The sequence below is a fragment of the Hymenobacter sublimis genome, from assembly GCF_023101345.1.
GTDB lineage: Bacteria > Bacteroidota > Bacteroidia > Cytophagales > Hymenobacteraceae > Hymenobacter > Hymenobacter sublimis.
The window spans coordinates 1,406,158-1,419,797 of sequence record NZ_CP095848.1 but is presented as its reverse complement, the minus strand read 5'-3'; the positions used below and the strand labels follow the sequence as shown (position 1 = coordinate 1,419,797).

Annotated in this window: 10 protein-coding genes; 3 read left to right on the top strand and 7 right to left on the bottom strand. The window is 58.5% G+C overall.

From position 1 onward, the window contains the following. Positions 1-8 precede the first annotated feature (8 nt). From MWH26_RS05975 to MWH26_RS05960, 4 genes are all read right to left on the bottom strand, one after another. Positions 9-554, bottom strand: a complete 546-nt coding sequence (locus tag MWH26_RS05975) for a YfiT family bacillithiol transferase (protein WP_244695731.1) — start codon at positions 552-554, stop codon at positions 9-11. A 157-nt stretch (positions 555-711) separates the two neighbouring features. After that, complete coding sequence (locus MWH26_RS05970) at positions 712-1,338, bottom strand: bifunctional nuclease family protein (protein WP_188557431.1); 627 nt, start codon at positions 1,336-1,338, stop codon at positions 712-714. Positions 1,339-1,544: 206 nt separating this feature from the next. Further along, positions 1,545-2,522, bottom strand: a complete 978-nt coding sequence (locus tag MWH26_RS05965; RefSeq protein ID WP_244695729.1) for an electron transfer flavoprotein subunit alpha/FixB family protein — start codon at positions 2,520-2,522, stop codon at positions 1,545-1,547. 91 nt (positions 2,523-2,613) lie between these two features. Next, positions 2,614-3,354 (bottom strand): electron transfer flavoprotein subunit beta/FixA family protein, encoded by a 741-nt coding sequence (locus MWH26_RS05960; RefSeq protein ID WP_188557429.1) that lies wholly within the window; start codon positions 3,352-3,354, stop codon positions 2,614-2,616. Between the two features lie 74 nt (positions 3,355-3,428). On the opposite strand from MWH26_RS05960, the gene MWH26_RS05955 reads away from it, so the two are divergent. From MWH26_RS05955 to MWH26_RS05945, 3 genes are all read left to right on the top strand, one after another. Further along, positions 3,429-3,770, top strand: a complete 342-nt coding sequence (locus MWH26_RS05955; protein ID WP_244695728.1) for a tetratricopeptide repeat protein — start codon at positions 3,429-3,431, stop codon at positions 3,768-3,770. Positions 3,771-3,941: 171 nt separating this feature from the next. Next, on the top strand, positions 3,942-6,413 hold the full coding sequence (locus MWH26_RS05950) for a M1 family metallopeptidase (protein WP_247976475.1): 2,472 nt from the start codon (positions 3,942-3,944) through the stop codon (positions 6,411-6,413). A gap of 190 nt (positions 6,414-6,603) precedes the next feature. Next, on the top strand, positions 6,604-7,455 hold the full coding sequence (locus MWH26_RS05945; protein ID WP_247976474.1) for a transporter: 852 nt from the start codon (positions 6,604-6,606) through the stop codon (positions 7,453-7,455). A gap of 194 nt (positions 7,456-7,649) precedes the next feature. Here MWH26_RS05945 and MWH26_RS05940 read toward each other — a convergent pair whose 3' ends face one another. The 3 genes from MWH26_RS05940 to MWH26_RS05930 all read right to left on the bottom strand — a co-directional run bounded on the left by MWH26_RS05940 (position 7,650) and on the right by MWH26_RS05930 (position 13,579). Then, positions 7,650-8,987: a M20/M25/M40 family metallo-hydrolase gene (locus MWH26_RS05940; RefSeq protein WP_247976473.1), complete on the bottom strand. Its 1,338-nt coding sequence runs from the start codon at positions 8,985-8,987 to the stop codon at positions 7,650-7,652. 342 nt (positions 8,988-9,329) lie between these two features. Next, on the bottom strand, positions 9,330-10,070 hold the full coding sequence (locus MWH26_RS05935; protein WP_247976472.1) for a hypothetical protein: 741 nt from the start codon (positions 10,068-10,070) through the stop codon (positions 9,330-9,332). Between the two features lie 59 nt (positions 10,071-10,129). Beyond that, positions 10,130-13,579, bottom strand: coding sequence for a pyruvate carboxylase (locus MWH26_RS05930; protein ID WP_247976471.1), 3,450 nt, complete (start codon positions 13,577-13,579; stop codon positions 10,130-10,132). Between the last annotated feature and the right edge of the window lie 61 nt (positions 13,580-13,640).

Below are 13,640 nucleotides of genomic sequence, written 5' to 3'. Positions count from 1 at the left end.
TCGCTATTCTACCACTGCTGGCGCTTGCGCAGCTCCGTGATATGAGCCAGGTGGTGCCGGCCGTGCCAGGCATACAGTACTAGCACTTGGTCGAGGGTGAAGGTACGCTGGGAGCCGGGGTGGTAGAACGTGCGGTTCCACTGCGCGTCGGTGAGGTTACGCAGCAGCTTTATCCAGCGAATGTGCAGGGCCTCTAACAAAGCGAGGGAAACAGCTACTGGGGTTGCCTCATTATCGGGTAGCTCAGCCCAAAGCTGCTCCTCATAGGGGCGCACCGTAGGGTTATCCTCGGTCAGGGCTAGCTTGAAACGAGTGTAGCTATTCAGGTGCGAGTCGGGCAGGTGGTGAATAACCTGGCGCACCGTCCAGCCGCCGGGGCGGTAGGGCGTATCAAGTTGGGCCGGTGAAAGACCCAGAACTGCAGTGCGTACAAGGTCCGGAAGGGTAGCGATTTGGGCCATGTAGGCGGTGCGGGCGCCGCGGTCCAGGGGTTCATCGGGCAATACGGGCTGGCCAATGGGAAAGCGCAAATCAAGGTCAGGAGTCGGTTCCATGCGAAAGAAGGTCTATCAGTTACCGCGGCAAGGTACAAGGTAGCAGGCATTCGATTGGGGCTTCATTACCCGAGGAGCCCGGCAGAAGGCAGAAGCAAAAACGCCTCTCTATTCATAGAAAGGCGTTTCCATTATAACTCGAGGGTAGTAGCGGCGCTTAGCCGTTGCGCTTGTTAAGTTCGTCGCGGATTTTGGCGGCCTTCTCGTAGTCTTCCCGCTCCAGGGCCTGGGCCAGCATCTTGGTCAACTCATCCAAGGATACCTGACCGCTAGGCTCTCGGGGCTCGGCGGGCGCAGGGGCCGGACGGCCGCTGTCGTCGTCCTCATCCTCATCGTCCGTGTCGTCTTCGTCCTCGTCGGCATTTTCATCCAGGTCCGACAGGATAATTCCGGCTTCGCTCAGGACGCTTTCCACCGTAAAAATTGGCACCCCGAAGCGCAGCCCAATGGCAATGGCGTCGGAAGGCCGCGAGTCAAGCTCGAAGGTAGTAGCACCGTCGGAGCATACAATCTTGGAATAGAACACCCCTTCTTTCAGGTCCGAAATCAGCACCTCCAGTACGGCCACGTGCACTTGTTCGGCAAATGATTTGAACAGATCGTGCGTGAGGGGCCGGTTCGGGCTGATCTTCTCTATCTGGATAGCAATACTTTGCGCCTCGAACATGCCAATGATAATGGGCAGGCGACGGTTGCCAGTCTTTTCACCCAGGATCAGGGCAAACGAGCCCGACTGCGACTGGCTGGAGGAGAGGCCCAGAATTTCGAGCGGTATCTTTTTCAAAGGAAAGTAGGGTCTTAAGAACTAAAGGTCGAGGGCTACTAGCCGGTAGGGCCACGTACGGGGTAGACAGGGCAGCGCCGGCTTGGCAGGTGCAAAAGAAATCAATACCGGCTTACCCTTCCCCATACGGCTAAAAAAGAGTTAGGGTCTTAGGCAATGCGGGGGCGAATACGCTCCAGCTTCCTAAGACCCTATTCTTGCAGCGGTTAGCCCAGCTCTTTTACAGCCTGGGTCAGCTTGGGCAGCACATCGAACACGTCGCCGACGATGCCGTAGTCAGCGGCCTTGAAGAAGGGAGCCTCCGGGTCTTTGTTGATGACCACAATTACTTTGGAGGAGTTTACCCCGGCCAAGTGCTGGATGGCACCCGAAATGCCGCAGGCAATGTACAGGTTCGGCGAAACGGTAATGCCGGTCTGGCCAACGTGCTCGTGGTGAGGGCGCCAGTCAACGTCGGAAACCGGCTTGGAGCAGGCCGTAGCGGCACCCAGCGCTTGCGCCAGGTCCTCAATCAGCTTCCAGTTTTCCGGACCCTTCATGCCGCGGCCACCCGATACTACCTTATCCGCTTCGGGCAGCAGAATACCACCGGCCTGATCCTGCAGTACTACCTGCTTGGGAGCATCAGCAAAGTCAGCGTCAGAGAGTTGAGCCGAGAAGGACACGACCTCGGCCGTTTTGCCAGCCTCGTGCAAGGCTTCAATGGAGTTTTTCTTGACGGCAATGATCTTCCGCTCGCCGGCCAGGGTTACGTCGGCAAAGGCCTTACCCGAGAAGGCACCGCGCTTCACCGTGAAGCTACCCCCATCGGCTTTGGGCAATTCTACTACGTTGGTAGCTAAGCTGGCCTGCAGGCGCACCGACAGGCGCGAGCCCACGGCAGCGCCAATGTTGGAGTTAGCCAGTACAATTACTTTGGCATCTTCCTGCTGCGCTGCGGCGGCAATGAGCTTGGTGTAAGCGCCGTTTACGAAATCTTTCAGGCGGGGCTCAGCATCGTAAAGCACTTTGGTAATGCCCTGCTCGCCGAGCTTGGCTAGGTTGGCTTCGGTAGCCTCGCCTACGGCCACGGCCGTAGCCGACGTGCCGAGCAGTTGCGCTACCTGGCTGCCGTAAGAAGCTACTTCCAGCGAAGACTTCTTTACCTCGCCGCCGTCACATTCAACAACAACTAATACAGACATTTTTTGTGAATGAAGAATGAGGAAAGAAGAACAAGAAATGGCTGCGACGGACCCAGCCGAAGCACCTGCTTATTCTTCCTTCTTAATTTGATTAGATAACCTTGGCTTCGTTACGCAGCAGCTTGATCAGCTCACCGGCGCTTTCGGCCGGAATGAGCTTCACGCCTTGCTTAGCTGGGGGCAGCGCGTAGGCGGAAACCTCGGTGCGGGCGCCCTCGCCGGTAGGCTCTACCACTTTCAGGGGCTTGGTGCGAGCCGTCATGATGCCGCGCATGTTCGGGATGCGGGGCTCACACATGGGCTGCTGGCAGCTGGCCACGAAGGGCGTGTTTACTTCCACGATTTCCTTGCCACCTTCAATTTCGCGCTCTAGCGTAGCGGTATTGCCGCTCATATCGAGCTTCATGGCGGGGGCTACCGTCGGGATGCCGAGCAGCTCGCCCACCATGCCGTGCACCTGGAAACCATTGTAGTCAATGCTTTCCTTGCCCATCAGAATCACGTCGTACCCGCCGTCTTTGGCGATGTTGGCAATCTGCTGGGCCACGAAGAAGGCATCCTTGGGGAAGGCATTCACGCGGATGGCATCATCGGCACCGATGGCCAGGGCCTTGCGGATGTTGGGCTCCGTGTCGGCTTCCCCCACGTTCAGTACCGTTACGGTACCGCCGCCCTGGGCTTCTTTCAATTCGATGGCGCGAGTGAGTGCATACTCATCCCAAGGATTAATCACGAATTGTACGCCTGCCTTGTTAAATTCCTTATTATCAGGCGTAAACGTGATTTTGGTGGTCGTGTCGGGCACGTTGCTAATGCAAACGAGAAACTTCATCTACGGCTACTTATATGAGAAGAACACGGGGAAAGTCCCAAATTTGGGGCGAAGATACTCAAATCTACTGCCCCATGGAAACAACGCCCAGCCGTCTGCAGCAACTCCTGGCCTTTTATCAGGACGACCCCGCTGATCCGTTTACGATTTATGCCTTAGCCACCGAATACCGGACCACGGAGCCCATCCGGGCCATGGAGTACTACCAAAAACTGCTCGACGAGCATCCGGAGTACGTGGGAACGTACTACCACGCTGGCAAAATGCTCCAGCAGTTAGGAAAGCCGGATGAAGCCGAAAAAGTTTACCGCACGGGCCTCACCGTAGCGCGCCGAGCCGGACAATTGCACGCCGCCAGCGAAATTCAGCAGGCCCTTAACCAGCTGCTGGGCCTCGACTACGAGGACGACGAGTAATAGTATGTTGCGGCCTTCCGATTTCGCGTCTGATTTGGAACAACAGCTCGAAAAGCACCTTTCCAAATACAACCTAAGTCGGAGCGGCGGCCTCGGTGGAATATACTACCTCCCCACCTGATCTGTGCTGAAAAGTTTGCAACTAGCAGCCCCATTCTTGCCCCTTATTTCATGACCAAAGCTTTCCTGCTAAGCCTCGGCCTGCTGGCAGCGGCCCCCGCCCTGGCCCAGTCGTCGGCCGCCCGCCCCGATTCTGCCGCTACCCTTCCCTACCGCGAATCAGCCCGCAAAATCAACGCGCTGGTGCACACCAAGCTTGATGTGCGCTTCGACTACGCCAAGCGTCAGCTGCTGGGCCGCGAGTGGGTGACCTTGCAGCCCGTGGCGTATGCTACCGACTCGCTGCGCCTCGATGCCAAGGGCATGGATATCAAGTCGGTGACTATGGTAAACGGCACGGCTACTTCAACATTGAAGTACGACTACAACCAGGAGCAGCTGCTGGTGCACCTGGACAAGCTGTACACGCCCGGCCAGCAATACACCGTGTACATTGAGTACGTGGCCAAGCCCGACGAGCTGAAAACCAAAGGCAGCCAGGCCATTACCGACGCCAAAGGCTTGTACTTCATCAACCCCGACAGCACCGAAGCCGGCAAGCCCCGCCAGATCTGGACCCAGGGCGAGACGGAGGCCAGCTCGGCTTGGTTTCCGACCATCGACAAGCCCAACCAGAAGACGACGGCTGAAATCAGCATGACGGTGCCCGCCCGCTACGTCACGCTCAGCAACGGCCGCCTCGACGCGCAAAAGCAGAACCCCGACGGCACCCGCACCGATACCTGGAAGCAGGAGCTGCCCCACTCGCCCTACCTGTTCATGATGGCTGTGGGCGACTTCAAGATTACCAAGGATACCTGGCGGGGTAAGGAGGTCAGCTACTACCTCGAACCCAAGTACGCGCCCTTCGCCAAGCAGATTTTCGGCAACACGCCCGAAATGCTGGAGTTTTTCTCCCGCCGCCTCGGTGTGGACTACGCCTGGAACAAGTACGCCCAGATTGTGGTGCGCGACTACGTGAGCGGGGCCATGGAAAACACCTCGGCTACCCTGCACGGCGAATTTTTGCAGAAAGATGCCCGCGAGCTACTCGACGCCGAGTATGCCAACGGCGAGTCGGTTATTGCCCACGAGCTGTTTCACCAGTGGTTCGGCGACCTGGTAACGGCCGAAAGCTGGAGCAACCTGACTGTAAACGAGTCGTTTGCCGATTTTTCGGAGGCACTGTGGGCCGAGTACAAGTACGGCCAGGACGCCGGCGACGCCCACGCCTACATGAACATGCGCAACTACCTGCGCAGCCCGGCTGACGCGCAGAAAAACTTGGTGCGCTTCCACTATGCCGATAAGGAGGACATGTTTGACTTGGTCAGCTACCAGAAGGGCGGCCAAATTCTGAACATGCTGCGCAACTACCTCACCGACGACGTTTTCTTTAAAGGTCTAACCAAATACCTAAGCGACAACAAGTTCGGCAATGGCGAGGCCCACCAGTTGCGCTTAGCCATGGAGGCCGTATCGGGCCAGGATCTGAACTGGTTTTTCAACCAGTGGTACTTCGGCGCCGGCCACCCCGTCGTCACCATCGACTACGCCTACGATGCCGGCCGTAAGGAGCAAACCGTGACCGTCCGGCAAACGCAGCCCGGCCGGGTATTTCAGTTGCCGATGGCCGTGGAGCTGTACGTGAACGGCAAGCCCCAGCGCCACCAAGTAATGTTACGCCAGGCTACCGAAACCCTACGCTTCCCGGCGGCCAGCAAGCCTAGCCTGGTGAATGTGGATGCCGATAAGGTGCTACTCTGGCAAAAAACCGACAATAAGCCCCTGGCGGGGTTTGCCTACCAGTACAAAAATGCCCCGCGCTTCGTGGACCGCCGCGAGGCCGTAGCGGCCGCGGCCCAGCTGCCTCCCACCGATGCCGCTGCCCGTCAGCTCCTACTCTCGGCCCTGAGCGACAAGTACGCCGGCCTGCGCCTCACGGCCCTCTCGGGTCTTAAGCTCGATGATAAGGCCGTGCAGAAAGCAGCCGCGCCAGTTATCCGGAAGCAGTTGGCTCAGGAAAAAAACACCAACAACCAGGCGGCTCTGCTGCTGTCCTTGGCTCAGTTAAAGGAAAAGAAAGACCAGAAGGTTTTCACCCAGGCCCTGAATAGCCAGTCGTACGCGGTACAGGGAGCGGCTTTGCAGGGCCTAGCGGCCGTGCAGCCCCAACAGGCGGTGGCCCGCGCCCAGGCGTTGCAAAAAGATGCTCGTGGTAGCCTTGCCGCTTCTGTTGCAGCCGTTTATGCCGAGCACGGCAACGCCAGTACCTGGGCCTACGTGCGCGACCAGTTTGATACCGCTGGCCCCCAGGGCAAGTTCCAGATGCTGGAAAGCCTAGTTGGGTTCATGTCGCGCCTCAACGATGTGACTGTACTTAACGAGGGCGTGGAGCGCCTGCAAAAGCTGGCCGTTCAGTACAAAAAATACGGGGTGGACGAGCCTATTCTGGCCATGCTCGACAAGGTGCAGCAAAACAAGCCTGCTGACCAGAAAGCCACGGTGCAGACCGCCATTCAGGCCATTAAGCAGGCCCAGTAACACGTATAGTTTCTTGTTTTCAGAAAAAAAGGCCGGAATAGTTTCCGGCCTTTTTTTATGTCTGTTTTTGGGTCGTACCGCCCTGAGTTGGCTGTTTTGCCGGGTTTATTTGTCGCACGTAAATCAGCGGCCAGGGTTGCGGCGTCTTCGTAAAATCGAACTATTCCTACTGCGTAGGCGTCGAGGGTATATGCAAAAGACCACTCTGCTGACCGTCGGCGCGCTCCTGCTCGCCGGCTCGGCCCGCACCCTGGCCCAAACTACTGATCCGAATCTGAACAATGAAGAGTCGCCCTTTGTGCGCCTCATCCGCCCCGATCGACCGGGTCAGACCATTACCACCAACATGCTCTACCCCGGCCAGTTTCAGCTTGAAACCAGCCTTAGCCGTTACGACAGGGGTAGTAGCACGGGCTACGCGGGCCGTACGGCTTGGGGCAATACCTTGCGGGTAGGCTTTTTCAACCACATTGAGTTGCGCGCCACCCAGAACTATCTGCTGACGCCCGCTACCCGTGCCATCAACCCAGAAGGCAGCCCCGCTCCGTTTGCGGGCCCGGCCGGGTTTGCGCCGCTAAACGTGGGAGCTAAGTTTCTGGCCTCTACGGTTCAGAATGCCCGTTCACAGGTAGTAGTGCTGTTCGACATGAACCTGCGCAACGGTGACGCCAGCTTTCCGAACAAGCAGTTTGAGCCGGGCGCCCGGCTGCTCGTTTCTCAGCAGCTTGGCAAGCGGTTTGGGCTGGAGGGCAACTTAGGTTTTCGGCAGCAGGGCTTCAAAGCGGAGGGCACCAAGCAAGGCCAGTACCTGACCACGCTGGCCCTTAACGGCCCTCTTACGCCAAACAATCACGTCGGCTTTTTCGCCGAAACCTACGCTACTTGGCAACGGCAGCAGGGCTGGCGGCCGGGCCTTACTTCGGGCCTTTACTACCGGCCGATTCCCGGTCTGCGGTTTGATGTAACCGCTGCCCATGGCCTAACGCCTGCCGCCGGGGGCTTTAACATAGGAGCCGGCCTGAGCGCACGCCTGGGAAAGTGAGGCGGCACAACCACGCCATCCGTCCTGGTCAACGTATTACCCTTTCTAACGAGCCAAGCCCTTGACGCTACCATACGTTAAGGGCTTGGCTCGTTATAGAGCTTGTCGCGGAAGAAAGGAAGTGTGACGTCGACAGGGGCCTAATGCGCCACATGCTGGTTAGAACACCACTTCACCCATTCACCACCGCAGTATTACTGTTTCACCGATTCAGGGGCAATACGTGTGGGGGTTTGCTGGCCACTGATGATACCGGCGGCACTGCGGCCGATGGCTGTAATGACGGCTGTCATGTTGACCAGGTCCAAACTTTCTACCTCGTCATCCACGCTATGGTAGCGCTTGTCGGTTGGAATCTGGTCGGTGCTGATGGTGTGAGCGGGCACACCTAGGCGAGCCAAGGTGGCGTTATCAGAGCGGTAGAATAGGTTCTGTTCTGGGTACGGGTCGGGCTCGAAGCGGAAGGTGCCACCCTTGGCGGCAGTTTCCTGGAGGAGTTTACCGAAGTCTGACTTATCGAAGCCGGTGATGAAGGCCGTGTTGGGTCCAAACTTGGCTTCTTTGCCGATCATCTCAATGTTGAACATGGCCACCACCTGCTTGGGGTCAAGCTGCTGGGAGAAGTAGCGCGCCCCGAAGCCGCCGATTTCTTCGGCCGCAAACGCCACGAACACAAGGGTGCGGGCGTTATCCTTCTTCTTTTTGAAGTACTCAGCCAAGGCCACGACGGCCGTGGTACCGCTGGCGTCATCGTCGGCGCCATTGGCAATGGAGTCGCCTTGCACGGCAGGCAGAATCCCGATGTGGTCGTAGTGCCCACTGAAAACTACCTGTTCCGCAGCCCGAGCGGCATCTTTACCTGGCAGCACGCCTACCACATTGCGCAGTTCCACAGTCCGGATAGTGGTAGTAGCCGCCACCTGAAACTTCACCGGCGCGGGTGGGGTGGCGCCCAAGACAAACAGGGTAGTAAATGGCGCCGGCTTGTCGGGCCGCAGCCCGCCCCTTTTCAGGTAGCCAGCCAGCCGGGCAAACGCGGGAGCCTGGGCCGGGTCAATAAATACAAGGGTGTTTTCACGCGGCTCCAGCAAGGCCCGCACCTCACGCATGAGGTTGCCATCGGCGCCTACCGTCATGATGCGGGGGGCAGGCTCGTCGGCATCCGTCCAGTTCAAATGGGGTTGGCCGGAGACCAGCAGCGTTTTATCGGGGCTGACGTTTGTGCCGTTGATGCTGATGAGCGCAGCTTCCGTGCGCACTTCATAAGTAGGAAAGCGTTGCTCAAATCCTTTCACCCCATTTAGCGGCTGGAGGCCAATGCGTTGAAATTCGGCCGCTAAAAAGCGCGCGGCTTTCTCGGCCCCAGGTTTACCAGAGGCGCGGCCTTGCATGTCATCAGCCGCCAACACCCGGATAACCCGCTCCACGGTAGCAGGTGCCACACCCGCACTGCCTGAAATGGCGGCCTTTTTCTGCCCGAAAGCAGTGTGTGTGCAATAGAACAGAAGGGAGATAAAAAGAAAGGTTCTCATGGTCGAAAGTAACCATTTTGTTTCTAGCCCAGCTACTTCCCCTTCCCTACCAAGCGCATTTTTACCAGGGAACCGGGTTCAGGTTAGCATGTACTCACCAGCAATGTGCGAATGGCAGTTCGCTCGTTTTCAACTGGTATTACCTGCCCACTGCGGCTGCTACTAGCTTCTGTTGCAAGGACAAGTAGCTTCTGACCCAGTAGCCTGATGCTGCACCACTGATTTATAACCGACAATGCGCCTTGTCTGCTGGCAGCAGCCAACACACAAGGCGCATTGTGAGGTAAGAATAAAGTAGCGCCAACGCAACTAATAGTACGGGCTGCATTGACGCTAAGCTATTTATTTGTCTGCGGCGGCCAGCACTGCTGCCCACTCGGCATCGGATTTAGCGGCTGAGGCATTGGGCGCTGCTTTTAATGCTGCAGACAGTTCTGGCGCGGCCGATTGCATTGCTTTAAGCGTCAGTTTTACGGGCACCACACTCCCGTTGGGGTGGCGCAGGTAGTACATGGGCTTATCCTCAATTTCATCGTAGCGCCGGTCCGTACTGTACGCGCCCTGGTAGTCGGCCTTGCGGAGCACTTTGGCGTAACGCTTGAGCAACACGTATTTGCCCTCGTGCAGCACCTCCACGTATTCACCCCGCTGGGTGGGCACGGGAGCTTCGGCGAAACGACGGAATACGCGGCGGCGGGTTCCGGCGGTGTTAAGCGCAGGTTCTTCCAGCTCAAAGCTGGCCAGCAGACGGTCATCCAGCTGCAACGAATCGTTGGGCCGACTTACCGGGCGCATGAGCAGCCGCTGGTTCAGCACGTCGTATTTCAGCGGCACTGGTGCTAGCGGCACGTTATTGCTCATGCGCAGCCGGGCGGGCAGCCACCGTTTGTCGGCGTAAGGCGAGCCCTTCGTGGCTTCCGTAGCTCCGCGTGGCACTACCGTAGGCGAGCCGTTCACCAAGGCGTTAAGGTTGGCTTGGGCCGCAGCTCCCGTCTGCTCAATGCTAGGTTGTTGCGCGGCAGCAGTGAGAACAGTACCAACTGATAGGGTGAGCGTCAGGATAACCGAAGAACGAGTAACCATAAAAAGTGGAAAAGAGAGGGTTAGGCTCTTAATCTACTGGTTTCAGACGAGAAATATTGCTACCCCAGGGTCAGGACCAAATCATCGGCATTCACTAGCGTACCTTCCGGTAGGTTCACGGCCTGCACGGTGGTATCGTCGGTGGCCGTGATGGTGGTTTCCATCTTCATGGCCTCGATGATGAACAGCGGGGCGTTGCGCTTAACCGGCTGTCCACTCGCCACTAATACCTTGGAGAGCAGGCCCTGCAAGGGCGCGCCTACCTGCTTGGGGTTGGCTTTATCGGCCTTGGGGTTGAGTACGCGCTTGACTTCCACACTGGTATCCCGGATTTCCAGGTTGCGGGTCTGGCCGTTGAGGGAAAAGAAAATGGTGCGGCAGCCGTCCTCGTTTACCGGCCCAATGCTTTGCAGGCCCACGATGATGCTCTTGCCGCGGGCTATTTCGATGATGGTTTCCTCGCCAGGCTGCAAGCCGTAGAAGAACGCTTGGGTGGGAATAACGGACACGTCGCCGAACTGCTGCTGGTGCTGCCAGTACTGCTCAAACACCTTGGGGTAGAGCAGCCAGGACAGCAGATCTGTGAACTTGGCGCGCTGCCCGAATTTCTCTTCAAACTTCTGCCACTCCTGCTCGAAGTTAATGGGAGCCAGGTGCTCGTTGGGCCGGTCGGTGAAGGGCTGCTCATCCTTGAGGATGACACGTTGCACATCCTGGGGCCAGCCGCCTTCAGGCTGGCCAATGTCGCCGCGGAACAGCTCCCGCACCGATTCGGGGAAGCTCAGCGTGGCGCCTTTTTCCAGCACATCAGCCGTGGTTAGGTTGTTGGAAACCAGGAACAAGGCCATGTCTCCTACCACCTTCGAGCTGGGCGTAACTTTGATGATGTCGCCAAACAACTGGTTGACGTCGGCGAAGGTGGTTTTAACGGTTTCAAACTTATCAAGCAGGCCCAGCGAGGCCGCCTGGGGCCGCAGGTTGGAGTACTGCCCGCCCGGAATTTCGTGCTGAAACACTTCGGAAGTGCCCGCCTTTAGGCCCGACTCGAAGGGGTAGTATTGCTCGCGCACAGTATCCCAGTAGTTGCTGAACTCGTTGAGGGAGTGTTGGTTGAACTCACGGTGGCGCTCCTGCCCGCGTAGCATTTCCGTTATGGAATTGAAGTTGGGCTGAGAGGTCAGCCCCGAAAGGCTACCCAGGGCCACGTCGATAACGTCGACGCCGGCTTCCACGGCTTTCAGATAGGTAGCGGCCTGCAGGCTGCTCGTGTCGTGGGTGTGCAGGTGAATGGGCAGGCTGACGGTGTCGCGCAGGGCCGTAATTAGCTCCTGGGCAGCGTAAGGCTTCAGCAGACCGGCCATGTCCTTGATGCAGAGGATGTGGGCGCCAGCGTCCTCAATTTGCCGGGCCAGGCGCAGGTAGTAATCGAGGGAATACTTCTGGTTGCGCTTGGGGTCGAGAATGTCGCCGGTATAGCAGATGCTGGCCTCGGCCAAACGGTCCGTTTTGTTGCGCACGAAGCCGATGCAGGCTTCCATGCCGGGCATCCAGTTCAGGGAGTCGAAAATGCGGAACACATCGATGCCGGTTTCGGCGGCTTGCTGCACAAAACGTTCCGTGAGGTTGTCGGGGTAGGCCTTGTAGCCCACGCCGTTAGCCCCGCGAATTAGCATTTGGAGCAGAATGTTAGGCACGGCGGCGCGCAGCTTGGCCAGCCGCTCCCAGGGGTCTTCGTGCAAAAAGCGCAGGGCCACGTCGAAAGTGGCGCCGCCCCAGCATTCCAGCGAAAAGGTTTGGGGGTGCTGCTGGGCGTAGCGGCCCGCAACCTTCAGCATGTCAAAGGTGCGCATGCGCGTGGCCAGCAGACTCTGGTGGGCATCGCGCAGGGTGGTGTCGGTGAAATGAATCTGCTTTTCGGCCCGTAGCCACTGGGCAAAGCCTTCGGGGCCCAGTTCGGTGAGTTTCTGCTTGGTGCCGGGGGGCGGGGCCAGGGTCAGGTCGGCTTCGGGTAGCAGGGGCTTGCGCAGTTCGCGCTTGGGGTCGAGGTGGCCGCGCACATCGGGGTTGCCGTTCACGATAACGTCGCCGAGGAAGCTGAGCACCTTGGTGGCGCGGTCTTGGCGGGCTTTGAACTTGAACAGCTCGGGGTGGTCCTTGATAAAGTCCACGTTGGCCTCGCCAGCCATGAACACCGGGTTAGCAATGATGTTCTGCAGGAACTGAATGTTGGTGCTCACCCCACGCAGCCGGAACTCGTCGAGGGTGCGGGCCATCTTCTGAGCCGCTTCGGCCAGCGTGGGCGCGTGCGTCGACACCTTTACCAGCAGGGAGTCAAAAAAGGGCGACACCTTCACGCCGGTGTACACCGAACCCTGATCCAGCCGAATACCAAAGCCGCCCGCCGAGCGGTAGGCCGTAATGGTGCCGTAGTCGGGCTTAAAATCCTGCTCAGGGTCTTCGGTAGTGATACGGCACTGGATGGCTACCCCAATTTTCATGGGCTTTACGTCGGGCCCCAGCCCAATTTCCGGGTCGGTGAGGCGGCGGCCATCGGCAATGTGAAGCTGGGTTTTAATCAGATCCACACCCGTAATCATCTCCGTAACGGTATGTTCCACCTGAATGCGCGGGTTTACCTCAATGAAGTAGATGCGGTCCTGCTCGGGGTTTACCAGGAATTCCACGGTGCCCACGTTGTTGTAGTTCACGGCCCGGCCCAGGCGCAGCGCATACTCATACAGGAGGTGGCGCATGTGGTCGGGTAGGTTTAGGGAGGGCGCCACTTCCACTACCTTCTGGTAGCGCCGCTGCACTGAACAATCGCGCTCGTACAGGTGCATGAGCCCGCCGTGGTTGTCAGCTACCAACTGCACCTCAATGTGCTTGGGCTGCTCCACGAACTTCTCCAGAAACACGGTGTCGTCGCCGAAGGCTTTCAGGGCTTCGTTGCGGGCCTCGAAGAAACCCCGCTCCAGCTGCTCATCGTCCCGAATGACGCGCATGCCGCGCCCCCCACCCCCGCTGGCGGCTTTTAGCATCACGGGGTAGCCAATACGGTGGGCTTCCTCCAGGGCGATGCTCAGGTCGGTGAGGTCCTGCTGGCTGCTCTCAATGATGGGCACCTGGCACGATACAGCCACTTTTTTAGCCGCTACCTTGTCGCCGAGAGCTTCCATAACTTCCGGCCGGGGCCCCACGAAGATGATGCCTTCCTCCCCGCAACGGCGGGCCAGCATGGCGTTTTCCGAGAGGAAGCCGTAGCCCGGGTGGATGGCGTCGGCCCCGTTTTCCTTGGCCGTGCGGATGATGCCTTCAATGTCGAGGTAGGGCTTGAGCGGCTCGTCGTCGCGGCCCACTTGGTAGGCTTCGTCGGCCTTGTAGCGGTGCAGGGAGTACCGGTCCTCGTAGGTGTAAATGGCGACCGTCTGGATGCCCAGCTCCGTAGCCGCGCGCAGCACGCGAATAGCAATTTCGCCCCGGTTGGCGACCAGCAGTTTGCAAATATTCATCGTGGAAGGTTGGGGTAGGGATGAAAGTGGAAGGGTGCTGCAAGCTACGGAAAGCGACGAG